Below are 25,167 nucleotides of genomic sequence, written 5' to 3'. Positions count from 1 at the left end.
AGGGGTATGGGCGGCATCCGCCCAAAACGAGCAAAAAGCGCGGGGCCGCGCGGGGCGGGGGGGGGGGGGGGCCCCCACGTCACGTTGCGACGGATCTCAGGAGCGGGTCTCCCCGCTGGTGATCTCCTCCCGCTCCGGGCGTGGCTCGACCGGCGGGTGCCCGGGCGAGACCGGAGCCTCGGCCGGCCGCTCGATCGGGTAGAAGAAACCGCGGATGGCCGGGCCGAGCGCACCGAGCCGGTTCATCTTCTTCGGTACCACCCAGCCGGCGTAGTCCAGCTCGCCGTGCCCGTTGCCCGCGCTGAGCGGCTGGTGCACCTCGACGAACCGGCCGTCCGGCAGCCGCCGGATGATGCCGGTCTCCACGCCGTGGGCGAGAACCTCCCGGTCGTGCTGCTGCAAGCCCAGACAGATCCGGTAGGCGACGTAGTACGCCAGCGGCGGCAGCAGCAGCAGACCGATCCGACCGGCCCAGGTCATCGCGTTCAGGCTGATGTGGAACTTGTCGGCGATGACGTCATTCGCGCCCGACAGGGTCAGGACCACGTAGAACGTGACGGCCATGGCGCCCAGGCCGGTGCGGAACGGGACGTCGCGGGGACGCTGGAGCAGGTTGTGTCTGCTGTAGTCCTTCAGGTGGCGGGCCTCCATGAAGGGATAGAGCACGGAGATCGTCACCAGGATGCCGGGTAGCACCACTACCGGCCAGAACAGCGGTGGGATCACGTAACCCTCGCCGATGGGAATGTGGATCTCCCAGTTCGGCATCAGGCGGGTCGAGCCGTCGAGGAACATGACGTACCAGTCGGGCTGGCTGGCGGCCGAGACCACCCACGCCTCGTACGGGCCGAACAGCCAGACCGGGTTGATCTGGAACAGACCGCCCATCAGCGCGATCACGCCGAAGACGATCATGAAGAAGCCGCCCTGCTTGATCGCGTAGCGGGGGAACATCCGCTCGCCGACCACGTTGTTGTTGGTCCGGCCGGGGCCGGGCCACTGGGTGTGCTTCAGCTTGAAGATCAGACCCAGGTGGGCGCTGATCAACGCAACGAGCAGGCCCGGGATCAGCAGGACGTGGGCGATGAAGAACCGGCTGATGATGACCGTGCCGGGGAACTCACCGCCGAAGATCGACGACGTCACCCAGGAGCCGATCACCGGGATGGACAGCATGATCGCCGAGGCGATCCGCAGGCCGGTGCCGGACAGGCCGTCGTCCGGCAGCGAGTAACCGGTGAAGCCGGCCAGGAAGCCGACCCAGAACAGCAGCGAGCCGATGATCCAGGTCGTCTCCCGCGGCTTGCGGAACGCGCCGGTGAAGAAGATCCGCATCATGTGCACCACGATCGCGGCCATGAACAGCAGCGCCGCCCAGTGGTGCATCTGACGCACGACCAGGCCGCCACGGACGTCGAAGGAGATGTCCAGCGTCGAGGCGTACGCGGCCGACATCGGCGTGCCCCGCAGCGGGGCGTAGCTGCCGTTGTAGATGACCTCGGTCATCGCCGGTTCGAAGAAGAAGGTCAGGAAGACACCGGTCAGCAGCAGGACGATGAACGAGAAGAGCGCGATCTCGCCGAGCAGGAAGGACCAGTGGTCCGGAAAGACCTTGTTGAGCAGTCGACGCAGCGGAGTCGCCACATGGAAGCGGTCGTCAACCGCTCGGGCGGTGTTGCCCGGCACTGCTGCCACTTCAAACGTTCGCCGCTTCACGGCCGCTCCCAGAAATCGGGCCCGATGGGTTCAGTGTAGTCGGACCTAGCCACGAAGTAACCTTCGGCGTCCACCTCGATCGGCAACTGCGGCAGCCGCCGACTGGCCGGACCGAAGACGGGCTTGGCGTTGTCGGTGATCAGGAACTGCGACTGGTGACACGGGCATAGCAGCCGGTTTGTCTGCTGTTCGTACAGGCTCGCCGGGCAGCCGGCGTGCGTGCAGATCTTCGAGTACGCGGCGTAGTTGCCCCACATGTAACCGCCGTGGCCCTCGCGCTCGTTGTTGCGGCGCGACGCCTCGGCGTCGTCCTCGCGCAGGTGGATCAGCAGGGTGGGCGAGTCCGCGTACCGGTTGCTGACCCCGTGCTCCACGCCCGGGAAGACGGTGATCTGACCACCGGCGCTGATGTCGGCCGGTCGGATGGGCCGGCCGTCCTCGCGGATCAGCCGGATCTTTTGACCGTCCCGGGGGGTGAACCCGGTGGTCATCATCTGGTTGTCCTTGTGCGGATTCGAGATCAGCCCGCCGACCAGGGGCGCCACGGCGACGGCACCGACCGGCAGCAGACCGGCCAGCAGCGACACGCCGAGCAGCGGCCGACGCTTCACCCCCAACTCGTCGGCCATGTACGCCATGGTCTCCCCGGTGATCCGCTGGTCCTCGGCGGGCACCGGCCCCTCGTGCCGGTCCTGGATCGACACCTCCTTGGGCAGCAGCTTCTTGCCCCAGGTGAGGATGCCGAAGCCGATGCCGAGCAGGGCTACGCCGAGAGTCGCCCCGAGCAGCGGGGTGTAGAGCTTGTCGCCGCCGCGACCCGGCTCGTACTCCCAGGGCCACCAGATGTAGATGGCCAGGAAGGCGGTCGCCGCCAACCCGGTGAGCAGGAAGAAGCCCGCCACCGTGCGGACCAGCCGCCGTTCGGCCTTGGTACCCGGGGCCACCTGCGGCTCGTAGTGGACGATCTCGATGTCGTCCCGCCGAGCGCCCTCCCGGACGACGTCGAACCGGCTGAGCCGGGGGTCGTTCACGTCGAGCGGCTCCCCGCCCGGCAGGGACTGCTGCCCGGTCTGGCTGCTCATGGTTCCCCCGCTCACGACTTGCCCGCGATCCACAGGCTGGTGAAGACCAGCGCGACGATACCGACGAAGAAGATCGCCACTCCCTCGGTGGAGGGTCCGTACCGGCCCAGGTTGAACAAGCCGCCCGGGTCTCCGTCGTCCTTCAGCGTCTGCTGGATGTAGGCGATGATGTCCGCCTTCTGCTCCGGCGTGATCTGGCTGTCGCCGAAGACCGGCATGTTCTGCGGGCCGCTGAGCATTGCCGCGTAGATCTGCCGGTCGGTGGCCGGCCGCAGGCTCGGCGCGTACTTGCCCGAGGAGAGGGCGCCGCCGCCGGCACTGAACGCGTGACACTGCGAGCAATTGATCCGGTACAGCTCGCCGCCGATCGCGACGTTGCCGTCGGCGTGCAGGTTGTCACCGGCCGGCACGACCGGGCCACCGCCGAGTTCCTGGATGTACGCCGCGAGCTGGTCGATCTCGTCGCGGGTGAACACCGCGGGCTTGCGCGCCGCCTGGGCCTCCTGCCGGGCCATCGGCATCCGACCGGTGCCCACCTGGAACTCCACGGAGGCGGCGCCGACGCCGATGAGGCTCGGCCCGCGGTCCTCGACCCCCTGCGCGTTGCGACCGTGACAGGTCACACAACTCACGTCGAACAGCGCCTTGCCGTCGGCGGCGGCGGTGCTCAGCGGCGGATTCTCCTGGGCGGCGGCGCCGGGGGCGAGGACGGTGTAGGCGCCGCCGGCCAGCATCAGCGCGGCGACCAGCCGGACCGCAGCACCCAGCCGGCGACGGCCCCTGCTGGGCGCCCCGGGCCGCCCGCGCAGCCGCGCGAACAGACCGCGTCGGCGGTCGTTGTCAGAAGTCATGACCTGTGTCCTTAACCGGTTGGACCTTGTGTTGCGGGGGGTGAAGCAGCGGCAAGGCGACTGGCGCGCCAAGATCACTGAAGCCAGTAGATCATGGCGTAGAGCGCGATCCACACGACGTCGACGAAGTGCCAGTAGTACGACACCACGATCGCGGAGGTGGCCTGGGCCGGGGTGAACCGGCCCATGGTGGTACGGATCATGAAGATCACGAAGGCGATCAGACCCCCGGTGACGTGCAGGCCGTGGAAGCCGGTGGTCAGGTAGAACATCGACCCGAAGCCGTCGCTGTTGATCTTGATGCCGTGGTGCACCAGCTCACGGTACTCGTTGAGCTGGCCGAGCACGAAGATCAGACCCATCACGAAGGTGATCGTGAACCAGCGCCGCAGCGCGTGGACGTCACCCTTCTCGGCTGCGAACACGCCGAGCTGACAGGTCACCGAGGACAACACCAGGATCACCGTGAAGGTGGTCGCGTACGGGATGTTGAGGACCTCGGTGTGCTCTGCCCACTGCTCCGGTGCCGCCGCGCGGATGGAGAAGTACATCGCGAACAGCGCCGCGAAGAACATGAGTTCACTGGAGAGCCAGACGATCGTCCCGACGCTGACCATGTTGGGCCGCGTCAGGGAGTGGATCCGGCTCTTGTCAATGGCTGGGGCCGCAGTCACGCAGTCATTATTGCCGCTCACCACGGCCGGCGATCAGCGGGGGGTGAAATCCGGGCCAGCCTGGCCCGATCGGTACCGTCCGGTTCGCCTGAACTAGGCTGATTGGTGTGCTGCACGTCGATCCGATCCCCGCCGCCGCTCCGACCGCGCCGCTGCTCACCGCGGCCACGACCGACTCGGCCACGACCGGGATGACGACGGGCGTCGGGGCAATGGCGGCCGAGGCGACGCCGCCGCCGTTCTCCATCACCGCCGTGTTCACCGAGACCCGGCTGGACAGCTGGCTCGCCGTCGGCCTGGTCCTCGCCGCCGGGCTCTACCTCTACGGGGTGTACCGGTTGCGGCTGCGCGGCGACCGCTGGCCGGTCGCCCGGACCATCTTCTTCCTCGGCCCCGGCCTCGGCGGCATCGCCTCGGTGACGGTCACCGGGCTGGAGACGTACGACACCACGCTGCTGTCGGTGCACATGGTGCAACACATGGTGCTGTCCATGGTCGCGCCGATCTTCCTGGCCCTGGGCGCGCCGGTGACCCTGGCCCTGCGTATCCTGCCGACCGGCCCGCGCAAGCGGCTGCTCTCGGTGGTGCACAGCCGGATCGCCCGGATCTACACCTTCCCGCTGGTGGCGTTCGCCATCTTCGTGGTGAACCCGTTCGCGCTCTACTTCACCGACCTGTACCGCTACACGCTCGAACACGCCTGGGCGCACGAGCTGGTGCACGCGCACTTCATCATGACCGGCTGCGTCTTCTTCTGGCCGCTGCTCGGCCTGGACCCGCTGCCGGGGCGCTGGCCGTACCCCGGGCGGGCGTTGCTGATGCTGTTGTCGGTGCCGTTTCACACCGTGCTCGGGTTGACGATCATGCAGAGCACCGCCCTCTTCGGTGGCGACTGGTACCCCTCGCTCGGGCTGACCTGGGCCGACCCCCGGGAGGACCAGGTGCTCGCCGGCGGCATCCTGTGGGCCGGCGGCGAGTTTGTCAGCGTGACGATGCTCGCAGTCCTGGTGGCGCAGTGGATGCGCCAGGCCGAGCGGGAGGCCCGCCGGATCGACCGTGAACTGGACCGCCAGGAGGCCCGCCGACGGGCGGCGGAATCCACCGCCTGAGGTCAGCCCGGCGCACGGCCGGGGCGGCGTGTCACGCGCACCACACCGGCCGGTACGATCAGCGACGCAGCTACGAAGTGGGAGCCGTCGGAAGCCATGAGCGAGCACAGCGAGCGGGTCACGCTCGGCGCGATGGCGCCACAGGACGGCACGAAGCGAAGCGGAGTGTCGGCATGAGTGACCGTCTGTGCACCGTCCTGCTCTACAGCGACGACCCGCAGGTACGGGACCGGATGCGGCTCGCCCTCGGCACCCGCCCCGCGGCCGACCTGCGAGTCGAGTTCGTCGACGCGTCCACCTACGCCGAGTGCATCCGACTGGTCGACGACTACGAGATCGACCTGATGCTGCTCGACGGTGAGGCCACCCCCGGCGGCGGCATCGGCATCGCCCGGCAGATCAAGGACGACCGGGACGACGCCCCACCGACCTGTGTGGTGATCGCCCGCGCCGCCGACCGCTGGCTGGCCTCCTTCGCCGAGGTCGACGCCACCCTGGTGCACCCGCTCGACCCGGTCACCACCGCCGCCACGGTGACCGAGCTGCTGCGCGCGGGCGCAGCAGCCTGACGTCCCACTCCGGCACCGCCACGGCGCCGGGCGAGCCGGCGCCGGTCCCGTCCCACCCGTAACCGTCTGCTCGGGAGGCCCACCATGGGCGATCGGACCTGGCCGCACCTGCTCACCGCGCTGCTGCGTGGCGAGGAACTGTCCGCCGCCGACACCGCGTGGGCGATGGGCGAGATCATGTCTGGGTCGGCCGGTCCGGCCCAGATCGCCGGCTTCGCCGTCGCGCTGCGGGCCAAGGGGGAGACCCCGGCCGAGGTGACCGGGCTGGTCGAGGCGATGCTGAGCCGGGCCGTCCCGGTCGAGCTGCCCGAGGAGGTACGCGCCGAGGCGCTCGACGTGGTCGGCACCGGTGGCGACCTCGCCCACACGGTGAACATCTCCACGATGACGGCGCTGGTCGTGGCCGGGGCCGGCGTACGCGTGGTCAAGCACGGCAACCGCGCCGCCTCGTCCTCCTGCGGTACCGCCGACCTGCTGGAGTTCCTCGGCATTCCACTGGATCTCGGGCCCGATCAGGTGGCCCGCTGTGTCGCCGAGGCCGGGATCGGCTTCTGCTTCGCCGCCCGGTTCCACCCCGGCATGCGCCACGCCGGTCCGGTCCGCCGGGAGCTGGGGGTGCCGACCGCGTTCAACTTCCTCGGCCCGCTGACCAATCCGGGCCGTCCCCGCTCGGGCGCCGTCGGCTGCTTCGACGCCACGATGGCGCCGGTGATGGCGGCCGTCTTCGCGGCCCGGGGCGACTCGGTGCTGGTGATGCGCGGCGAGGACGGGCTGGACGAGTTCACCACCGCCGCCGCGACCCGGTTCTGGATCGCCCAGAACGGGGCCGTCAGGGAGACCGTGGTGGACGCGGTCGACCTCGGCGTACCCCGGGCCACCATCGCCGACCTGCGCGGCGGTGACGCGGCCCACAACGCCGACGTGGCCCGGCGTCTGCTCGCCGGCGAGCCGGGGCCGGTACGCGACGCCGTCCTGGTCAACGCGGCGGCGGCCCTGGCCACTCAGGGGCCCCTGAACGGCGACCTGACCGACGCGCTCCGCGCCGGCCTGGGCCGCGCCGCCGAGTCGATCGACTCCGGCGCGGCCGCCCGCACCCTGGACCGCTGGATCGAGGTCGCCCGCACCGCCTGATCCCGCCCGATGCTCGGCGCGGGCATGTCGGAGGGCCGTGGGAAACTACAACCGAGTAGTTCCGGCGATGCCCAGCGACCGGCCGCCGAGCGGGAGGAGAGGTCCGTGACGGAGCGCGAGCTGCACTGCGACACCTGCGGCAGCATTCAGCCGTTCGAGGTGCCGCCCTGCGTCGACGGCCACGGTGCCGACTGCCCCGAGCAGGCCTGCACCGGCTGCGGGGCGGCGATCATCACGGTCGTCCTCGACCCGCCGCGCCGGTCCACCCGTCGCCGCGCGGCGGTCCGACACCGCGCCGCCTGAACCGGCCCACCCACTCGACACCGACGACGAAAGCGAGGGCCCTCCCCGGTGGGGCGGGCCCTCGCACGTTCCGAGGCTCAGTGCTCGGCGGTGCGCCGAGTGCCGCTGTAGTACTCGAACAGCAGGCCGCAGGCGGCCAGGATCACGGCCACCGCACCGAGGCCGAGCAGCCAGAACTGCCAGAACACCAGGCCGAGGCCGGTGATAGCGGCGGCCAGGGCCAGCCCGAACGGCCAGTAGCTGCCCGGACTGAAGAAGCCGACCTCGCCCGCGCCGTCGGCGATCTCGGCGTCCGGCCGATCCTCCGGGCGCAGGTCGATGCGGCGGGAGACGAACCAGAAGAAGCCGCCGCACATCGCGCAGAGCAGGAACGACAGCAGTAGGGCCACGGTGCCGATCCACTCGACCCGACCGTCCGAGTCGGCCCACGTCCAGCCGCCGTACAGGAAGGTCGCGAACAGCAGGAACCCGCCGATGGTCAGGAAGATACGCCACTCGGTCTTCATGCCGGTTGCCTCAGCTTCCCGTGCCGGCCGGAGCGGTGTCCGGGTTGAAGTTGCTCTCGGTCCGCCGCGTCTCGAACGGCTTCGTGGTGGTCGCGTACGGCTCCTCACCGATCGACGTCAACGCTTCCTGGGTCGAGGCGCCACCCTGCTTGGCGGCGAGGAAGCGGTCGAAGTTCTCCGGCGAGACGACCCGCAGCTCGAAGTTCATGAAGGCGTGGTAGCTGCCGCACAGCTCGGCGCAGCGGCCCACGTAGGCACCTTCGGTCTCCAGCGAGGAGACCTCGAAGACGTTACGGATGCTGCCGGGCATGACGTCCCGCTTGAACAGCATCTCCGGGACCCAGAACGAGTGGATGACGTCGCGGCTGGTCTCCTCGAACCGGATGGACCGGTCGGTCGGCAGCACCAGGATCGGGATGACCTCGCTGGTGCCGAGCACCGACGCGGTGGTCTCGGCGTCGACGCCCTGGCCGTCGCGATAGTTGAACTGCCAGTTCCACTTGAAGGCCACGACCTCGACGGTGACGTCGGGGTTGTTGGTGGTCTTCACCACGTCGGTCTGCACCACCGCGGTGTAGTAGAAGAGCACGGAGACGATAAGCACCGGCGCGATGGTGTAGAGGAACTCCATCGGCAGGTTGTAGCGGGTCTGCACCGGCAGCTCGTTGCCGCGCTTGCGGTAGCGCACCACGCACCAGAAGATCAGGCCCCAGACGAAGACGCCGACCGCGAGCGCCGCGACGCACGAGGCGATCCACAGGTCGTACATCCGCCGGGACTCGGGAGTGATGCCGCCCTGCGGCCACCCGAACCCCCCGAACGCCGCACCGACGTCACAGCCCGTGAGCAGGACCAGCAGCGCCGCCCCACTGAATCCGAGCCCGGCGAGACGCCCGGCACGACGTCCCCGCCGCCCACCGGCTCGCGGGGATGCGCTGCGCCGCACGGCCGTCGGCCGTACCTCCGAACTCCTTGCGACCACCTGGTCCTGCCTCCCTAGCGCGCCGCGGTGTCCTCATTTCGGCCGGCTCCGCCGAGCGGAGCCGCCGCACCGGCGGCAAAGGCGTCACCGACGGTCGCAGATTACTCGACCATGACGGGCTGGACCCGGTTGGGGTCGTTGTCCGCACCTGACGGGGGAATTCTGTGCCGACCGAGGCGATAGCGTGGGTAGACGTGACTTCCTCCCCCGTCTACCTGGACGCGGCCACTGCCGCGCCGCTCCATCCGGTTGCCCGGCAGGCGCTGCTGGCCGCGCTCGACGACGGTTGGGCCGACCCCGACCGGCTCTACTCGCCGGCACGGCGCGCCCGCCGGTTGCTCGACGCCGCCCGCGAGGCCACGGCAGAGACCCTCGGTGTACGCCCCGACGAGCTGTCCTTCACCGCCAGCGGCACCACCGCCGCGCACACCGCAGTGCTCGGTGGGCTGCGTGGACGCCGACGGGCCGGCCGGGTCCTGGTGCACTCGGCGATCGAACACTCGGCCGTGCTGTACGCCGCCGAGCAGCACGTCGCCGGCGGTGGCACTGCCGTCGAGGTGCCGGTCGACCGCCTCGGCCGGCTGGACCTGGACGCCTGGTCGGCGGCGGTCACCGGGGCCCGGGTGGCGTCGGCCGCGCTGATCGCGGCCAGTCACGAGGTGGGCACCGTCCAGCCGGTCGAGGCCGCCGCGGCGGCCTGCGCCCGGGTCGGCGTGCCGCTCTACGTCGACGCCGCGCAGTTGGTGGGCCGGGTACCGGTGCCGCCTGGCTGGTCGGTGTTGACCGCGAGTGCCCGCAAATGGGGTGGCCCGCCCGGCGTCGGACTGCTCGTGGTCCGTAAGGGCACCCGCTGGGAGTCACCCTGGCCGGCCGACGAGCGTGAGTCGGGGCGTACGCCCGGCACGTTGAACCTGCCGGCGGTGGTGGCGGCGGCGGCGAGCCTGCGCGCTGCGGCGGCCGACGCGACGGCCCAGGCGGCGCGGCTGTCCACGCTGGTGGACCGGATCCGGGCCCGGGTCGCGGCCGAGGTGCCGGACGTGGAGGTGGTCGGCGATCCGGAGCGCCGACTACCGCATCTGGTCACCTTCTCCTGCCTGTACGTCGACGGGGAGGCGCTGCTGCACGCGCTGGACCGACGGGGCTTTGCCGTCTCGTCGGGCTCGTCCTGCACCTCGTCCACCCTGCGCCCGTCGCACGTGTTGGAGGCGATGGGGGTGCTCTCGCACGGCAACGTCCGGGTCTCGCTGCACGCCGGCAGCACCGAGGCCGAGGTGGAACGTTTCCTCGCCGAACTGCCCGGCATCGTCGCCGACCTGCGGGAGCAGGCGGGAGTGACAGGGCTGTGAGCGCCACCGACGCCACCGGTGACACACCGGACAGCCCCGCCGCGAACGCGTCCAGCGACCTGCCCGACGAGCTGCTCGACTGCCTCGGTCAGCGCTGCCCGCTGCCGGTGATCGCCCTGGCCCGTCGACTGCCGGAGTTGCCGGTGGGCACGGTGATCCGGGTACTCGCCGACGACCCGGCGGCCGCGGTCGACATCCCGGCCTGGTGCCGGATGCGTCAGCAGGAGTTCCTGGGCAACGCACCCGGCCCTGGCTACGACGTGCGCCGAGCCCACTAGCACCCGCCAACCCACCCACGTTGATCATGAGGTTGGCGGCACCGTGGAGATCGAACACTGCCGCCAACCTCATGATCAACACCGATCCCCGACGCCGGGATGCTGGTGCACGTCAGGTTTCGAGTCAGGAGAGCAGGTGGGGGCGGAGTTCGTCGGCGCTGTGGTCGCCGTAGGACTCCGCGAGACGCTTGACGAACACGTCGCGGCGCACCTGGTACTCCTGGGTGCCGACGGTCTCCAGCACCAGCGTGGCGAGCAGGGAGCCGACCTGGGCGGCCCGCTCCAGCCCGGCCCCCCAGGACAGCGCGGTGAAGAAGCCGGCGCGGAAGCCGTCGCCGACGCCGGTGGGGTCGACCGCCTGGGTCTCCCGGGCGATCGGCACGTGGATCGTCTCGATCTCGCGCCCGGCGATCTCCACCCCGTGCTTACCCAGCGTGGTGACCCGGATCTTCACCCGGTCCAGCAGTTGTGCGTCGGAGAGGCCGGCCTTGCTCTGCAGCAGCGACTTCTCGTAGTCGTTGGTCATCAGGTAGTCGGCCCCGTCGATCAGCGCGATCACGTCCTCGCCGGGCATCCGGGCGAGCTGCTGGGACGGGTCGGCGACGAACGGGTAGCCACGCTCGCGGCACTCGGCGGAGTGCCGCAGCATCGCCTCCGGGTCGTTGGCGCTGACCAGCACCAGGTCCAGCCCACCGAGACGCTGGGCGACCGGGTGCAGCTCGATGTTGCGGGCCTCGCTCATCGCGCCCGCGTAGAACGAGGCGATCTGACACATGTCGGTGTCGGTGGTGCAGACGAAGCGGGCGGTGTGGGCGATCTCGCTGACGTGCACCGAGTCGCAGTCCACCCCGTGCCGCTCCAGCCAGGAGCGATAGTCGGCGAAGTCGGGGCCGACCGCGCCGAGCAGCACCGGCTGGAGACCGAGCTGCCCCATGCCGAACGCGATGTTGGCCGCAATTCCGCCCCGGCGCAGCACCAGGTCGTCCACCAGGAAGGAGAGCGAGACCTTGTGCAGCTGATCGGCGATGAGTTGGTCGGCGAACCGCCCAGGGAAGCTCATCAGGTGGTCGGTGGCGATCGAGCCGGTCACGGCGATCTTCATGGCAACCCTCGGGATCGGCAGCAGAGCCCGATCAGCCTACCGGCACCGCGATCCCCGAGCGACCACCCGAGCGACCCCCGGCTCCACCCCACCCCATCCTTCACGGATGATCAGAAAGTTTTGGCCGCGCCGCTGGGCGATCGCGACCAGAACTTCTTGGTCAACTGATTGGGCGCGGCGGCCGGGGTGCAGAGACGCGGACGGCGGGAGGGCCGTTGGGCCGTCCCGCCGTCCGCGTGGTGAACCGGACTCAGTTAAAGGAGTCTCCGCAGGAGCAGGAGTTACCCGCGTTGGGGTTCTCGATCGTGAAGCCCTGGGCGTCGATCCGGTCGGCGAAGTCGATGGTGGCACCGGTCAGGTAGGGGCCGCTCATCCGGTCGACGACGACCTCGACACCGTCGTAGTCGGTGACGATGTCACCGTCGAGCGAACGCTCGTCGAAGAAGAGCTGGTACCGCAGGCCGGAGCAGCCACCCGGCTGCACGGCGACCCGGAGCCGCAGGTCGTCGCGGCCCTCCTGCTCGATCAGAGCCTTGACCTTCTGCGCCGCGACGTCGGTGAGGACGACGGACGTGGGGGCCTTGGCCTCGGTCGACTCGGTCTGCGCTGGCGTGGTCACGTGGAATTCTCCCTGCGGCGCGTCGGTGTGGTCCTCCCCTGGCCAACATCAGCCGTCGGTCAGCGATTCCCACAGTGGTCCAGTTCTTGATTGTAGGCCGTCGCCGGCCGCCTGACCCGGCGGCGTGACCAGGCACTCGGTGCAGACCCGGATCAGCGGCTCCACTGCCGGGCCAGCCGGGCGCCGAGTGCCCGCAGCCCCTCCGCCGGGCGCTCCAGCGCGGCGGCCAGCCCGCCGCGCTCTTCCCCGCCGAAGTGTTCCACCAGGCTGTACGTGTCGGTCACCCCGACCGACGCCGACTCCCGCCGTCCGGCGCTGACCTGGCCGGCGAGCACGACGCAGGGCACGCCCCGGTCCCGGGCGGCGCCGGCCACACCGGCCACCACCTTGCCGCGCAGCGACTGGTGGTCGAACCGGCCCTCCCCGGTGACCACCAGATCGACCTCGTCGAGCACGGTCTCCAGCCCGACAGCGCGGCTGACCAGTCCGATGCCGGACTCGCACCGCCCGCCCAGGGCGAGCAGCGCGGCGCCGATGCCGCCGGCAGCACCGCCGCCGGGCAGCGCGCCCAGCCCGCTGGGGCAGCCGGGCAGGTCCCGCTCCAGCACCTCGGCCCACCGTGCGAGCGCGGCGTCCAGCAGCAGCACGTCGGCCCGGTCGGCACCCTTCTGCGGGCCGAAGACGTTGCTCGCGCCGTGCAGCCCGAGCAACGGGTTGTCGACGTCGGTGGCCGCGATCAGCCGGGCCTCACGCAACCGGGGCAGCCCGTCGAGCTTCGCCGCCGCGGTCAACGCCGCACCGCCGTACGGCAGGGCCGCGCCGGTGCCGTCGAGACCCACCGCACCCAGGGCGGCGAGCATTCCCGCGCCACCGTCGTTGGTCGCCGAGCCACCGAGCCCGACCACCACCGTGCGTGCGCCGCCCTCCACCGCAGCGGCGATCAGGAGACCCAGGCCGTACGACGTGGTGGCCAACGGGTCACGCTCGGCGGCATCGAGCAGGTGCAGCCCGCAGGCCTGCGCGCTCTCCAGCCACGCGACCGCGCCGCCCTCGGTGATCAGCATCTCACCGGTGGCCGGGCGGCCCAGCGGATCGGTCGTCGACACCGGTACGCGCCGGCCGGGCAGCGCCTCCGCGAGCACGTCGATGAATCCCGGTCCCCCGTCGGCCAGCGGTCTGACCAGCAGTTCGTCGCCGGGTGCCACCTCCCGCCAGCCGTCGGCCACGGCAGCGGCGACCTGCGGAGCCGGCAGCGTACCGGCGAACTTATCCGGGCAGAGCAGTACGCGCATGCCTGGAAGTGTGGCAGCCCACATCGGCACGGCCGGCACGACGGTCGCGCTGTGGGACCATGGAGGCGTGACGTCGACCTGGGTTGAGCCCTCCAATACCGCCACTGCGCTGCTGCTCCTCGGCCGCGGCAGCGACCCCGCCACCGAACGTGGCGTGGAGTGTCCGGGTGAACTGCCGGCACCGAGCGACCCCGACCTGGTGGCCCGCGCGACGGCGGCCAAGGCCGCCCTCGGCGACCGGGTCTTCGTGCTGGGTCACCACTACCAGCGCGACGAGGTGATCCAGTTCGCCGACGTGACCGGCGACTCGTTCAAGCTGGCCCGCGAGGCCGCCGCCCGGCCGCAGGCCGAGTACATCGTCTTCTGCGGTGTGCACTTCATGGCCGAGAGCGCGGACATCCTCACCGCTGACACGCAGCAGGTCGTGCTGCCCGACCTGGCCGCCGGCTGCTCGATGGCGGACATGGCGACGCTGCCGCAGGTCGAGAGCGCCTGGGACGTGCTCACCGAGCTGGGGCTGGCGGAGCGCACCATCCCGGTCACCTACATGAACTCCTCGGCGGACATCAAGGGTTTCGTCGGGCGCAACGGCGGTTTGGTCTGCACCTCGTCGAACGCGAAGCGGGCCCTGGACTGGGCGTACCAGCAGGGCGAGAAGGTGCTCTTCCTGCCCGACCAGCACCTGGGCCGCAACACCGCCGTGCTGGAGATGGGCTTCTCCCTGGACGACTGCGTCCTGTACGACCCGCACAAGCCGAACGGCGGGCTCACCGCGGAGCAGCTGCGCGGGGCGAAGATGCTCCTCTGGCGCGGGCACTGCTCGGTGCACGGCCGGTTCACGCTGGACAGCGTCAACGATGTTCGGCAGCGGGTGCCGGGGGTGAACGTGCTGGTGCACCCGGAGTGCCGGCACGAGGTGGTGCAGGCCGCCGACCTGGTCGGGTCGACGGAGTACATCATCAGGACCGTCGAGGCCGCTCCGGCCGGCTCCGCGTGGGCCATCGGCACCGAGCTGAACCTGGTCCGCCGGCTGGCGCTGGCCCACCCGGACAAGCAGATCGTGTTCCTGGATCGGGCGGTCTGCTACTGCTCGACGATGAACCGGATCGATCTGCCGCACCTGGTCTGGGCGCTGGAGGAGCTGGTCGCCGGTCGGGTGGTCAACCGGATCACGGTGGACGCCGACACCGCGCACCACGCTCGGGTGGCGCTGGACCAGATGCTCGCGCTGCCCGGGACCTGACGTCGACCGTCCCTCACGCTCAGTGAGGGACGGTATACGCGAAAGTGCCGGATCACCGATAAATGCCCTCCGAGGCGGTGCGACCGGATCCGTTCTCATCACGGAGGGCTATGCTGCCGGGCGACGACACACGCGGGCGCGGGCGTTTGGGCGCGACCGCGTCCGGGGTAGCGGACCGGGTTGTGTCCATCCATCGAAACGGCAGCACGCACGCGCTGGAGGTTGCGTTGACCGACGACGTCTTGGTCGTACACGGAGGCACGCCGCTGCAAGGGCGGATCCGTGTGCGCGGCGCGAAGAACCTGGTTTCCAAGGCGATGGTCGCCGCGCTGCTCGGCGACAGCCCGAGCCGGCTGTTCGACGTACCGAAGATCCGCGACGTCGAGGTCGTCCAGGGCCTTCTCGGGCTGCACGGCGTCAAGGTCACCGACGGCGTCGAGGACGGCGAGCTGGTCTTCGACCCGGCCAACGTGGAGAGCGCCAGCACCGACCAGATCAACGTGCACGCCGGCTCCAGCCGGATCCCGATCCTGTTCTGCGGGCCACTGCTGCACCGCCTCGGGCACGCCTTCATTCCGGACCTCGGCGGCTGCCACATCGGGCCCCGGCCGATCGACTTCCACCTGCAGGCGCTGCGGGAGTTCGGTGCGACTGTCGACAAGACCCCCGAAGGGCTGCACCTGTCCGCGCCGAACGGGCTGCATGGCACCAAGTTCGCGCTGCCCTACCCGAGTGTGGGCGCGACCGAGCAGGTGCTGCTGACCGCGGTGATGGCCGAGGGCGTCACCGAGCTGCGCAACGCGGCGGTGGAGCCGGAGATCGTCGACCTGATCTGTGTCCTGCAGAAGATGGGCGCGATCATCAAGGTGCACACCGACCGGGTGATCGAGATCCAGGGCGTACCGAAGCTGCACGGTTACACCCACCGGCCGATCCCGGACCGGATCGAGGCGGCGAGCTGGGCGGCGGCGGCGCTGGCCACCCGTGGCCACGTCGAGGTGCTCGGTGCGGAGCAGGCCGACATGATGACCTTCCTGAACGTCTTCCGCTCGGTCGGCGGCGAGTACGAGGTGACCGACACCCGTCCGCCTCGGCTCGGACAGCCGGGTCAGGAGGGCGGCATCCGCTTCTGGCACCCGGGCGATGAACTCCAGGCCACCGCGCTGGAGACCGACGTGCACCCGGGCTTCATGACCGACTGGCAGCAACCGCTGGTGGTGGCCCTGACCCAGGCTCGCGGGCTGTCCATCGTCCACGAGACGGTCTACGAGCAGCGGCTCGGCTACACCGAGGCACTGAACTCGATGGGTGCGAACATCCAGGTCTACCGGGACTGCCTGGGCGGTACCCCGTGCCGCTTCGGCCGGCGTAACTTCAAGCACTCCGCCGTGATCGCCGGTCCGAGCAAGCTGCACGCCGCCGATCTGGTCATTCCCGACCTGCGGGCGGGCTTCAGCCATCTGATCGCCGCACTGGCCGCCGAGGGCACCTCCCGGGTCTACGGCGTCGACCTGATCAACCGAGGTTACGAGGACTTCGAGGCCAAGCTCGCCGATCTGGGCGCGCAGGTGGAGCGGCCGTAGTCGGCTCCAGGCCGCCGCGCCGCGCGTTCGCTGCACCGCGATGTGCACCGGGCGCGCGGCGTTGGCTACCCTTGCCGCGTGCCGTCGCTGTTTCGCCGCAAGTCCGCCGACCTCGCCGATCCCGCCACCGAGCCGCTGACCCCGGCGCAGGAGGAGGCGGCCGAGACGGCTCAGTCCCGTGCCTACACGCCGGCCAAGGGCCGGGAGACGCCGAAGCGACCCGTCACCGGGCGTCGGCCCGCCGGGGCGACGAAGCCGCTGAGCAAGGACGAGGCGAAAGCGCAGCGCCGGCAACGACGCGCCGAGGCGGCTGCGGAGTTCCGGCGGGAGGGCGGTCCGCGTGACCGGGGTCCGGAGCGGCTGCTGGCCCGCAACGTCGTCGACTCCCGGCGTACCGTCGGCACCTGGTTCTTCGGTGGCGCCCTGGTGGTGCTGATCGGCTCCAACCAGGCGATGCCGCCGGTGATCCGGCTGGCCTCGAACCTGCTCTGGGGCGCGCTGGCGCTGGGCGTGGTGGTCGACTCGGTGCTCATCTCACGCAGGATCAAGAAGCTGGTCCGCGAGCGCTTCCCGAAGTCCACCCAGCGGATGGGGTCGCTCTACCTCTACGCGATCATGCGGTCGATCACCTTCCGCAAGCTGCGTACGCCGGAGCCGCGGGTCGCCATCGGCGACCAGGTCTGACCGCGACCCCAGGGCACAACCGAGCACGGCCGGGTCCGCGAACCGGACACCTCCGCCACGCTGGCGCTGTCGCGCCCCCTCGGCACGGCGGCCGCGACGGGCGGCCGACGGTGGGTGCAGCATCGTCGGAAGTCCGATACCGGCATAGGGATAAATGTCCGGATCAATAGGATAACGTTTGGGTTGATGAGGGTGCCGCAGTGGCGGTGACCGAGCCCGCGCCGCTACCCTCCTTGCGCAGCCACTCGGTGCCCGGGCGAGCGATTTCGCCGGCCTCCGGGGTGCCCAGCGCGACCATTTCCGACGAGGTGACATCGCCGTGAGCGAACGGACGCGAGCCGACCACCGGGGCGCGACCGTGAGCGAGCGGGCGCCGGCCCGCCGTTCTGGCACGTGCCGGAACGGCGGGCTCGATCGTTGCGGTTCCGCCGGGCGGGCTCAGCAGTTTCCTGTCGTGACTGGCACCGCCGCCCGGCGGCGTCCCGGCCGCAGCGACAGGTCCGGCGGATGAGTCGCGGCTACGCCGACCGGTGGCACGATCCCGCGGAGCCATCCTGGGTCGTCGAGCCGACGAGCGAGTGGCATCCGCAGTTTCCTGGCCAGCGTTATCCGGGTGACATCGGCGCCGAGCACCAGCCACCTTCCGCCAGAGGTCGAGCGAGCGCCGTCGGCCGCGCCGAGGTACCGCCGCTCGCGCCGACCCGACCCGACGGCACGTACGTCGGCCGGTCCTGGGACGACGAGCCGGATGGTTGGCCGGGCCGGCACGAGGTTCCCGGCCGCCGGGCCACCGACGGCCACAACGGTTCGCCACCGTACGACCGGTCGCTGCCGCCCGACTCGCGGTCCGACCGGACCCGGCCCGGCAGACGACGCTCGCCGTACGGTGAGCCCACCCGGGGTCGCGACGGGGTCATCTGGTCGGACGTCGGTCCGCCGGGCACCGGTGCCGGCGCACCGCCGCGCCGCGACCAGCGCGACCCGGACCGGCACGTCGACCGACGTGACCAGCACGAACCCGACCGCTTTCCGGACCGACGCGACCCGGACCGCCGCCGTGACCAGCGCGACCCGGACCGGTACGCGCGACGCGCCCCCGAACGGCACGCCCGGCAGGAGCCCGAACGGCGTGACCCCGACCGCCGCGACAACCGATACCCGCGCCCCGAGCCGGAGCGACTGGGCCAACGCGAACCCGCGCCGTACCCGGACCAGCAGCGCCGTCGCTCCGAGCCGGCTGGCCTCGACGACTACCGGCGCGGGGCACCGGTGTCCCCGGCTCCCCGTCGAGAACCCGGCTGGGCTGCCGAGGTGGACGAGGAGACGCGGCGGCCCGCCGCCGCAGACCGCCCGGTGGAGGGTGCCGACCGTCGGGCACCTGAGGACGCCCCGCGCCCTCGCTACCAGTGGAGCCACCACCCGGGGCAACCGACCCGCACCGACGGCCCGCTGGTGGACGGCTACCGCACCGACTTCGTCGGTGGCGGCGATCCCGACGCCGCACCGTACCCGGACGGCTTTGTCGACGACGAGCCGATTCCGGCCGCGTCCGACGAATGGGTCCGCCCGGATCGGGCGCCCCGTCGGAGACGCCCGGAGCAGCCGACACCGGATCAGCAGGCGTACGGCGCCGCGCCGCGTGGCGACCTGCCGTGGCCCGCGCCCGGACCGCTGCGTCCGAGCAGCGGGCGGGACCACCGCGAGTACCAGCGGCCGACACCGCAGGAACAGGACGCCGACCGGCGACCGGGCGGCGCACCGGACGGTCCCGGCCCGGAACGGTTCGTCGAACAGCCCGCCGCCGCGCTGCCCGACCCCGAACGGCCGGTCTCCGCGGCACCCGACCAGGATCCACACCGGCGTCACCTGTCGGTGGTGCCGGACCACCCCGTCTCCCCTGCTCCGGAACGGGATCGTCCGGTGTCTCCGGCAGCCGGCCGTGCCCGACCCGTCTCCCCGGCTCCGCAGCAACCCCAGCCGGAGATCGACCGCCGGCAACGGAGCCGCCCCGCCGCCGCTGCCAGGGACCGGAGCGACATCTACCTGCCGGGCCAGGACCGTGGCCCGACCGGGCGTCCCGACCGGTCCCGGTCCGACCTTTCCGGCCAGGACCGGGACCGGCCCGCCGTCGCCTCCGGTGCCGACCGGGCCTCGGCGGGGGACGCGGTCCGGCCGGCGCCCCTGCACCAGCACGAGGTGCGTCCCGCGCCGTTGCACGAGCACCAGGTCCGGCCGGCGCCCCTGCACGACCAGCCGGTCGTCACCTCGCCACCACCGGCCCCGGCGCCCTCGGTGGCCGCCACCCCATCGGTCACCCCACCGCCAGCCCGCCCCGTCTCCGCCCCACCGACCCCCGCGCCACTGCCCCACCACCCGGTCTCCGCACCGCCCACCCACCGGCCGGTCTCCGCACCACCCACTCCACCGCCCGTCTCCGCACCACCGATCCACCGTTCGCCCGTTGACTCGGATCCGACGTCTGCCCCCGTCTCCGCAGCGCCCAGCGAGTCGAACGTGCCGGCGCCCTCGGGGCGGACGTCCGGGGCCGTCACCGACCCGGCACCGGTCGGACCACCGCCGGTGGGACAGCCCGACCGAACCGGCGGCGATCCCGGGCTGCCGGGCGCACCGGCGGCCCGCCAGCCCACCCGGTACGTCCCGCCAGCACCCGAGCCGGCCGCGCCCACCCGCCCCGCCGTCGACGGTCCGCAGAGCTGGTTCCGGCCCGCCGCCAAGCCGGCTACTGCGAGCGGGTCGACGCCGGCTCCGGAACAGCCCGCACCACCCGGCACCGACCCGCTCGCCGATCCCGCGCCGGACCACCCAGCCGCGGATCTCGCGCCGCCCGACGTCGACGCCACCGGGCGGCCGGTCTCGGCATCTCCCGTCTCCGCACCGCCGCCAGCCGATCGGCCAGCCGCCACTCCGCCGGCATGGGTGTCGCCAATTCCGGCGCCTCCCGTCCCGACACCTCCCGTCTCCGCGCCACCCGTCTCCGCGCCGCCCGGCCACGCGGCACCCGTCTCCGCACCGCCCGCCGGTGCCGACCTCGGCGTGCCGGTCTCTGCCGCGCCGGTGTCCGCACCACCGGTCTCCCGGCCGCCAGGCGACCCCGAGCCGTCCGCTGACCAGGCTCAGATCGGGCAACGCATGGATCCCGGCACCGGCGAAGGGAGTGGTACGGAGGAATCCGGTGACACCGTCGAGACTCCGGCCGACACCGAGCCCGGTGACGGGAAACCGCCGGGTGATGACCCTGGCCCGCTCGACGCGACGCTCGCCACCTCTGCGGAATCCGGCCCACCGGCCGACGGCGAGCAGGGCACCGAGGACGCGGCGGACAGCGAGCCCGTACCCGAGCCGCCGACCGATCCCGAACAGGTGTTGGCGAACTTCCGCTGGAGCCTCGACCCGGCGAGCCTGCGCGAGATCGTGGACGACCCGGAGGAACTGCGGAAGGTACGGGAGCGGCTCACCGAGAAGCTCACCTCGGCGCTGGACAACCGGTCCCGGGCCCGGCTGCTGAGTCTGCGCGCGGTGGCCTCGCGAGTCCTCGACGACCTGGACGACGCGCTGGACGACGGCCGGTTGGCGCTCACCTACGCCGAGGCGACCGGGGAGTTGCGGCGGGCTGCGCTCGCCCAGGCCCGGTTGGCCCACGTGCTGCGCTGGCGGGGCGAGTTCGCCGAGGCCGACCGGCTGTTCGCGGAGGCCAACTCGATCGAACTACCCGATCGACTCCGCGCCGCGCTGCACGAGCACTCCGCCCGCTGCTGCTACGACCAGGGCCGGCTGATGGAGGCGTGCCATCACTTCGAGCGGGCTCTCGACCTGCGTGGCGAGCAGGATGCCGAGTTGCTGGCTCGGGTCCATGCCGGCCTCGACGCGGTGGCCACCCGCGCCGAGGAGAGCGGATTCGGGCCGTACCCGCGCAGTTGGGACGAGGTGTTGGAGCGTGACCGGGCGCCGGTGCCGGCACGCGACGGCGGCCAAGGGCTGTGGGGCTACGCGGACGCCGACGGCGACATGGTGGTGCCCGCCCGGTACGCGGAGGCACAGCCGTTCCGGGATGGCCTGGCCTGGGTACGCGGACCGCAGAGCGACCGATGGTCGTTGATCGACCTGGCCGGCGATACGGTGCTCGGGCCGACCTACCTGGCGGCTCGGCCGTTCTCCGACGGCCTGGCCTGGGTGGTCCGGGACGAGAGCGGTTGGCACGCCGTCGACACCACGGGTGAGGTCGCGGTGCCGCCGGGTTTCGCCGACGTGCGGCCCTTCCACAAGGGCGTGGCCGTGGTACGCCGGGAGGGCTGGGGTGCCGTCGACCGCACCGGCAGGATCGTGGTGCCCACCCGCTACCACGGCTTCCACACCACGCTGGCCGACGGTCACTATGTCGACGGCTTCACCGAGGAGGGGCTGGCCGTGGTCGATCTGGCTGGCCGCAAGGGTGTGGTGGACCGTGGCGGGCAGGTGATCGTCGCGCCGGCGCATCCGGCGTTGTTGATCCACCCGGTCGCCTTCCTCGCCACCAACAGCGCCGGGAACTGGGGTGCGTTGGACCGGCGGGGCGAGTCGTTGATCGACCCGATGTTCCATCACCCGAGCGCGGTCGTCGCCGAGATCGACGGGCTGCTCGCCGACGCCAACCCGGTGCTCTGAGAAGCGTGTCCGGGGCGGCCGTGCCCGACTGCGCCGGGTGTGCGCCCCGGGGCGGGCCGCTTCGCCAGGGTGCCGACGGCGAGGCCGCCATCGGCGGGGTGTGGTTCCACAACGATCCGGCGCACTACGGCGCGCTGGTGTTGGAGCGTGGCTGGCCCGAGGAGTGATTTCCAGCACTGGCTCGGCCACGGCCTGCGCCACGCGCTGTTGTCGAATCCCGATCACCGTCCCCTGCCGGGGGCAACCCGGCGGGCTAGGGTCAGAGCATGGAATTCCGACACCTGGGCCGCTCCGGCCTCATGGTCAGTGAGATCTCGTACGGCAACTGGATCACCCACGGTTCGCAGGTCGAGGAGGAAGCGGCGTTCGCCTGCGTGCGAGCCGCCCTCGACGCCGGCATCACCACCTTCGACACCGCCGACGTGTACGCCGGCACCCGCGCCGAGGATGTCCTCGGCCGGGCGCTTCAGCAGGAGCGACGCGAGGGTCTGGAGATCTTCACCAAGGTGTACTGGCCCACCGGGCCGGGTCGCAACGACCGGGGTCTGTCCCGGAAGCACATCATGGAGTCGATCAACGGATCGCTGCGCCGGCTGCGCACCGACTACGTGGACCTCTACCAGGCCCACCGGTACGACTACAACACCCCGCTGGAAGAGACGATGGAGGCGTTCGCCGACGTCGTCCACTCCGGCAAGGCGCACTACATCGGCGTCTCCGAGTGGAAGGCATCGCAGATCCGCGAGGCGCACGGCCTCGCCCGGGAGCTGCGCATTCCGCTGGTCTCCAGCCAGCCGCAGTACTCGATGCTCTGGCGGGTCATCGAGAGCGAGGTCATCCCCACCAGCGAGGAGCTTGGCCTCGGGCAGATCGTCTGGTCGCCGATGGCCCAGGGCGTGCTCTCCGGCAAGTACCTGCCCGGCCAGCCGCCACCGTCCGGTTCCCGAGCCACCGACGAGAAGTCCGGCGCTGACTTCATCGCCAAGTGGATGACCGACGACGTGCTGACCCGGGTGCAGCAGCTCAAGCCGCTGGCCGACCAAGCCGGGCTGACCATGGCCCAGTTGGCCATCGCCTGGGTGCTGCAGAACCCCAACGTGTCGTCGGCCATCATCGGGGCGTCCCGCCCCGAGCAGGTGCACGACAACGTCAGGGCGGCCGGCGTGAAGCTCGACGCCGGTCTGCTCAAGGCGATCGACGAGATCGTCGACCCGGTCACCGAGCGGGATCCCGCCCGGACCGAGTCGCCGGCCGAACGGCCCTGACCCGACCCCGCCCGGCCGGCGTACCGCACGTCGGCCGGGCGGGCGTCTCGACCGTGCTCAGCCCTGCCAGAAGCGGACGAGATCCAGACCGGTCGCGTACAGCCAGGGCGGCAGGCCGAGCGCGTCGCCGACGGCGAAGACGGCGGTGAAGAACCAACTGCCGATCGTCGGGTTCCACAACAGGGCGAAGAGCAGGATGAACCCGTACGGCGCGAACAGGTCGTACATCCGCCGGTACTGCGAGTTCAGCCACGGCTGGATCATGTTGCCGCCGTCCAGACCGGGCACCGGCAGCAGGTTGAGCAGGCTCGCGGTGATCTGGAGGAAGGCCAGCAGGGCCACCGCCGCCCAGAACTCCACCGGCCCACCGCCGCTCGCGCCGAGCCGCAGCACCACCACCAGCACGAGTGCGAACAGCACGTTCGTGGCGGGTCCGGCGAGGCTGACCAGGGTGTGCCGTAACCGCCCCGGGATGACGTGCCGGTCCACCCAGACCGCGCCACCGGGCAGGCCGATCCCGCCGAGCAGCACCACCACCACCGGCAGCGCGATGGACAGCAGCGGGTGGCTGTACTTCAACGGGTTCAGCGTCAGGTAACCGCGGTGGGCCACCCCCCGGTCGCCGCTGCGGTACGCCACCACGGCGTGGGCGTACTCGTGCAGGCACAACGAGACCAGCCAGCCGGAGACGACGAAGCCGAACACGGTGAGCCGGACGTTGCCGATCCCGTGCCAGGTCGACACGGCGCTGGTCACCAGCAGGGCGACCAGCGCCAGGAAGACCGGGCTGGGCCGGAAGGCCGCCCGGGGCACCCCGAGCACCAGCGGCTCGGAGTCCCGGGGCGTCATCACTCGGCCACGGGCTGCAGGCTCATCCGGTACTCCACCCGATCGTCTTCCAGGAGCGCGACCGAGGTGACGCCGGACGCCGCGAGTTCCCGCCAGGTCTGACCGATCCAGGATTCGGCATCCGCCTGGCTGCCGAACGACTCGGCCGGCCGGTCGACCGACTCGCCGTTCGCGCCCTCGTACCGCCAGCTCCACGCCATGTGCGCGTCTCCCCTCGCCGCTGCTGCCCCTTGGGACGGACCTCCGCCAGCGTAGTCGTACCGCAGGGCTGACGGCCGGGCCACGGGTGCCGATCGGCGGCCGGCACCGACCCGGGCGGCGTGCTCTCCGGCCGACACCGGCGGCGTCGCCCGGCCGCGACTGACCCTGCCGCGGCGGGGTATGTCCTTCTGGAACCCGACGCACAGGAGGCGACGATGACGACACCGATCCCGCAGATGGACACGGCGGAGCTGCGCGACATCGCGGTACGCGGCGGAATCGAGGGCGCCCGGGACATGAACCGGGAGGACCTGATCGACGCCCTCCAGGCCCGACCCGGTGAGGGTGCCTGGCAGGAGGATCCGAAGCCGGCGAACGTCAACCCCAACGACTTCCGGTACCAGGCCCCCGAGCGGCACTGACCCCAGCACGGGGCAACGGTGCGGTGGTCGCACCTGCGATGCCCCGGCCGCCCCGCTGGACGTAAGGTACGCAGCATGTCCCATGACGGGTGGAACACGCTTCTGGTCCTCGGTGGCATCCGGTCCGGCAAGTCGGAGTTCGCCGAGTCCCTGGTCGCCGACGCGCCCATGGTCCGCTACCTGGCCACCGCCGCCGACCCGGGCGACGACCCCGAGTGGGCCGCGCGACTCGCCGCGCACCGCGCCCGCCGGCCCGGGACCTGGGGCACGGAGGAGACCGCGACCGACCCGCGTCGTCTCGCGGACGTCATCTGCACCGCCCGGCCGGAGGAGACGCTGCTCGTCGACGACCTCGGCGGCTGGGTGACCGTCCTGCTCGACCCGGCTCACCAGCCGGCCGACGACACCGCCACCGTGCACGAACTGGCCGCCGCCGTGCGGTCCTGCGCCGCCCGGCTGGTGCTGGTCAGCCCCGAGGTCGGGCTCTCCCTGGTGCCCACCACGCCGCTGGGCCGGGCGTTCACCGACGCCCTCGGCGCGGTCAACCGCGCCGTCGCGGACGCCTGCGACACGGTGGTCCTGGTGGTGGCCGGTCAGCCGTGCCGGTTGAAGGCCGCCGCCGTCCAGCCCACCAGCACCGACGCGGCACCGGCCGCTTCCGCACCGTCCTCGGCCCCGGTGCCCGCGCAGGCCGGCCC

25 protein-coding genes are annotated in these 25,167 nt (G+C 71.5%); 14 read left to right on the top strand and 11 right to left on the bottom strand.

The window, feature by feature from the left end; all coding sequences use genetic code 11:
• Positions 1-96: 96 nt before the first annotated feature.
• From qcrB to ctaE, 4 genes are all read right to left on the bottom strand, one after another.
• A complete protein-coding gene (gene qcrB, locus AC2CHE_RS22535; RefSeq protein WP_484506851.1) occupies positions 97-1,716 on the bottom strand; it encodes a cytochrome bc1 complex cytochrome b subunit in 1,620 nt (539 codons plus the stop codon).
• Entirely contained in the window at positions 1,713-2,798 is a 1,086-nt protein-coding gene (qcrA, locus tag AC2CHE_RS22530) for a cytochrome bc1 complex Rieske iron-sulfur subunit (protein ID WP_484506850.1), read from the bottom strand. Before qcrA ends, qcrB begins: the two co-directional genes overlap by 4 nt.
• Before the next feature lie 11 nt (positions 2,799-2,809).
• Entirely contained in the window at positions 2,810-3,649 is an 840-nt protein-coding gene (qcrC, locus tag AC2CHE_RS22525; protein ID WP_484506849.1) for a cytochrome bc1 complex diheme cytochrome c subunit, read from the bottom strand.
• A 74-nt stretch (positions 3,650-3,723) separates the two neighbouring features.
• A complete protein-coding gene (ctaE, locus tag AC2CHE_RS22520; RefSeq protein WP_484506848.1) occupies positions 3,724-4,323 on the bottom strand; it encodes an aa3-type cytochrome oxidase subunit III in 600 nt (199 codons plus the stop codon).
• A 107-nt stretch (positions 4,324-4,430) separates the two neighbouring features.
• Here ctaE and AC2CHE_RS22515 point away from each other — a divergent pair, with 107 nt between their 5' ends.
• From AC2CHE_RS22515 to AC2CHE_RS22500, 4 genes are all read left to right on the top strand, one after another.
• On the top strand, positions 4,431-5,432 hold the full coding sequence (locus AC2CHE_RS22515) for a cytochrome c oxidase assembly protein (protein WP_484506847.1): 1,002 nt from the start codon (positions 4,431-4,433) through the stop codon (positions 5,430-5,432).
• A 173-nt stretch (positions 5,433-5,605) separates the two neighbouring features.
• Positions 5,606-6,001, top strand: a complete 396-nt coding sequence (locus tag AC2CHE_RS22510) for a hypothetical protein (protein ID WP_484506846.1) — start codon at positions 5,606-5,608, stop codon at positions 5,999-6,001.
• Positions 6,002-6,085: 84 nt separating this feature from the next.
• Positions 6,086-7,132 carry an anthranilate phosphoribosyltransferase gene (trpD, locus tag AC2CHE_RS22505; protein WP_484506845.1) on the top strand — a complete coding sequence of 349 codons (1,047 nt, stop codon included), beginning with the start codon at positions 6,086-6,088 and terminating at the stop codon, positions 7,130-7,132.
• Between the two features lie 105 nt (positions 7,133-7,237).
• Positions 7,238-7,435: a hypothetical protein gene (locus AC2CHE_RS22500; RefSeq protein ID WP_484506844.1), complete on the top strand. Its 198-nt coding sequence runs from the start codon at positions 7,238-7,240 to the stop codon at positions 7,433-7,435.
• A gap of 77 nt (positions 7,436-7,512) precedes the next feature.
• Here AC2CHE_RS22500 and AC2CHE_RS22495 read toward each other — a convergent pair whose 3' ends face one another.
• Both AC2CHE_RS22495 and ctaC read right to left on the bottom strand, forming a co-directional pair.
• Positions 7,513-7,941, bottom strand: coding sequence for a cytochrome c oxidase subunit 4 (locus AC2CHE_RS22495; protein WP_484506843.1), 429 nt, complete (start codon positions 7,939-7,941; stop codon positions 7,513-7,515).
• Between the two features lie 10 nt (positions 7,942-7,951).
• Positions 7,952-8,923 (bottom strand): aa3-type cytochrome oxidase subunit II, encoded by a 972-nt coding sequence (gene ctaC, locus AC2CHE_RS22490; RefSeq protein ID WP_484506842.1) that lies wholly within the window; start codon positions 8,921-8,923, stop codon positions 7,952-7,954.
• A gap of 194 nt (positions 8,924-9,117) precedes the next feature.
• Between ctaC and AC2CHE_RS22485 the strand changes: the two genes are divergently transcribed.
• Both AC2CHE_RS22485 and AC2CHE_RS22480 read left to right on the top strand, forming a co-directional pair.
• Positions 9,118-10,269, top strand: a complete 1,152-nt coding sequence (locus AC2CHE_RS22485) for a cysteine desulfurase family protein (RefSeq protein WP_484506841.1) — start codon at positions 9,118-9,120, stop codon at positions 10,267-10,269.
• Between the two features lie 59 nt (positions 10,270-10,328).
• Positions 10,329-10,547, top strand: coding sequence for a sulfurtransferase TusA family protein (locus AC2CHE_RS22480; protein WP_484506853.1), 219 nt, complete (start codon positions 10,329-10,331; stop codon positions 10,545-10,547).
• A 124-nt stretch (positions 10,548-10,671) separates the two neighbouring features.
• On the opposite strand, the gene AC2CHE_RS22475 is transcribed toward AC2CHE_RS22480, so the two are convergent.
• The 3 genes from AC2CHE_RS22475 to AC2CHE_RS22465 all read right to left on the bottom strand — a co-directional run bounded on the left by AC2CHE_RS22475 (position 10,672) and on the right by AC2CHE_RS22465 (position 13,584).
• Complete coding sequence (locus tag AC2CHE_RS22475) at positions 10,672-11,649, bottom strand: carbohydrate kinase family protein (RefSeq protein WP_484506840.1); 978 nt, start codon at positions 11,647-11,649, stop codon at positions 10,672-10,674.
• Positions 11,650-11,899: 250 nt separating this feature from the next.
• Positions 11,900-12,268, bottom strand: a complete 369-nt coding sequence (gene erpA, locus AC2CHE_RS22470) for an iron-sulfur cluster insertion protein ErpA (RefSeq protein ID WP_484506839.1) — start codon at positions 12,266-12,268, stop codon at positions 11,900-11,902.
• A gap of 152 nt (positions 12,269-12,420) precedes the next feature.
• Positions 12,421-13,584 (bottom strand): glycerate kinase family protein, encoded by a 1,164-nt coding sequence (locus tag AC2CHE_RS22465; protein ID WP_484506852.1) that lies wholly within the window; start codon positions 13,582-13,584, stop codon positions 12,421-12,423.
• A 43-nt stretch (positions 13,585-13,627) separates the two neighbouring features.
• Between AC2CHE_RS22465 and nadA the strand changes: the two genes are divergently transcribed.
• The 6 genes from nadA (at position 13,628) to AC2CHE_RS22435 (ending at position 22,997) form a co-directional block, all read left to right on the top strand.
• Positions 13,628-14,803: a quinolinate synthase NadA gene (nadA, locus tag AC2CHE_RS22460; RefSeq protein ID WP_484506838.1), complete on the top strand. Its 1,176-nt coding sequence runs from the start codon at positions 13,628-13,630 to the stop codon at positions 14,801-14,803.
• Positions 14,804-15,030: 227 nt separating this feature from the next.
• Positions 15,031-16,386 carry a UDP-N-acetylglucosamine 1-carboxyvinyltransferase gene (murA, locus tag AC2CHE_RS22455; RefSeq protein WP_484506837.1) on the top strand — a complete coding sequence of 452 codons (1,356 nt, stop codon included), beginning with the start codon at positions 15,031-15,033 and terminating at the stop codon, positions 16,384-16,386.
• Positions 16,387-16,464: 78 nt separating this feature from the next.
• Positions 16,465-17,070 (top strand): DUF3043 domain-containing protein, encoded by a 606-nt coding sequence (locus AC2CHE_RS22450; RefSeq protein WP_484506836.1) that lies wholly within the window; start codon positions 16,465-16,467, stop codon positions 17,068-17,070.
• A gap of 507 nt (positions 17,071-17,577) precedes the next feature.
• Complete coding sequence (locus AC2CHE_RS22445; protein ID WP_484506835.1) at positions 17,578-21,732, top strand: WG repeat-containing protein; 4,155 nt, start codon at positions 17,578-17,580, stop codon at positions 21,730-21,732.
• A gap of 5 nt (positions 21,733-21,737) precedes the next feature.
• Positions 21,738-21,899 (top strand): hypothetical protein, encoded by a 162-nt coding sequence (locus tag AC2CHE_RS22440; protein ID WP_484506834.1) that lies wholly within the window; start codon positions 21,738-21,740, stop codon positions 21,897-21,899.
• A 99-nt stretch (positions 21,900-21,998) separates the two neighbouring features.
• Positions 21,999-22,997 (top strand): aldo/keto reductase family protein, encoded by a 999-nt coding sequence (locus AC2CHE_RS22435; protein ID WP_484506833.1) that lies wholly within the window; start codon positions 21,999-22,001, stop codon positions 22,995-22,997.
• A 57-nt stretch (positions 22,998-23,054) separates the two neighbouring features.
• Here AC2CHE_RS22435 and AC2CHE_RS22430 read toward each other — a convergent pair whose 3' ends face one another.
• Positions 23,055-23,846 (bottom strand): site-2 protease family protein, encoded by a 792-nt coding sequence (locus AC2CHE_RS22430; protein ID WP_484506832.1) that lies wholly within the window; start codon positions 23,844-23,846, stop codon positions 23,055-23,057.
• Positions 23,846-24,046, bottom strand: coding sequence for a hypothetical protein (locus AC2CHE_RS22425; RefSeq protein WP_484506831.1), 201 nt, complete (start codon positions 24,044-24,046; stop codon positions 23,846-23,848). The genes AC2CHE_RS22430 and AC2CHE_RS22425 overlap by 1 nt, the downstream gene beginning before the upstream one ends.
• Positions 24,047-24,262: 216 nt before the next feature.
• Between AC2CHE_RS22425 and AC2CHE_RS22420 the strand changes: the two genes are divergently transcribed.
• Positions 24,263-24,469, top strand: a complete 207-nt coding sequence (locus AC2CHE_RS22420) for a hypothetical protein (RefSeq protein WP_281564010.1) — start codon at positions 24,263-24,265, stop codon at positions 24,467-24,469.
• 75 nt (positions 24,470-24,544) lie between these two features.
• Positions 24,545-25,167: bifunctional adenosylcobinamide kinase/adenosylcobinamide-phosphate guanylyltransferase (gene cobU / locus AC2CHE_RS22415; RefSeq protein ID WP_484506830.1), on the top strand; the 623-nt coding region annotated here is incomplete at its 3' end.

The organism is Micromonospora sp. ATLC16, assembly GCF_057196645.1.
The sequence above is the reverse complement of the archived record's forward strand: the minus strand, read 5'-3'. Positions and strand labels throughout refer to the sequence as shown.

Bases quoted from the DNA above. Each gene is read 5' to 3' on its own strand.
- AC2CHE_RS22475 (WP_484506840.1), bottom strand. From the start codon at position 11,649: ATGAAGATCGCCGTGACCGGCTCGATCGCCACCGACCACCTGATGAGC.
- AC2CHE_RS22445 (WP_484506835.1), top strand. From the start codon at position 17,578: ATGAGTCGCGGCTACGCCGACCGGTGGCACGATCCCGCGGAGCCATCC.
- qcrC (WP_484506849.1), bottom strand. From the start codon at position 3,649: ATGACTTCTGACAACGACCGCCGACGCGGTCTGTTCGCGCGGCTGCGC.
- qcrA (WP_484506850.1), bottom strand. From the start codon at position 2,798: ATGAGCAGCCAGACCGGGCAGCAGTCCCTGCCGGGCGGGGAGCCGCTC.
- trpD (WP_484506845.1), top strand. From the start codon at position 6,086: ATGGGCGATCGGACCTGGCCGCACCTGCTCACCGCGCTGCTGCGTGGC.
- AC2CHE_RS22495 (WP_484506843.1), bottom strand. From the start codon at position 7,941: ATGAAGACCGAGTGGCGTATCTTCCTGACCATCGGCGGGTTCCTGCTG.
- AC2CHE_RS22425 (WP_484506831.1), bottom strand. From the start codon at position 24,046: ATGGCGTGGAGCTGGCGGTACGAGGGCGCGAACGGCGAGTCGGTCGAC.
- AC2CHE_RS22435 (WP_484506833.1), top strand. From the start codon at position 21,999: ATGGAATTCCGACACCTGGGCCGCTCCGGCCTCATGGTCAGTGAGATC.
- AC2CHE_RS22430 (WP_484506832.1), bottom strand. From the start codon at position 23,846: ATGACGCCCCGGGACTCCGAGCCGCTGGTGCTCGGGGTGCCCCGGGCG.
- AC2CHE_RS22420 (WP_281564010.1), top strand. From the start codon at position 24,263: ATGACGACACCGATCCCGCAGATGGACACGGCGGAGCTGCGCGACATC.
- AC2CHE_RS22510 (WP_484506846.1), top strand. From the start codon at position 5,606: ATGAGTGACCGTCTGTGCACCGTCCTGCTCTACAGCGACGACCCGCAG.
- AC2CHE_RS22465 (WP_484506852.1), bottom strand. From the start codon at position 13,584: ATGTGGGCTGCCACACTTCCAGGCATGCGCGTACTGCTCTGCCCGGAT.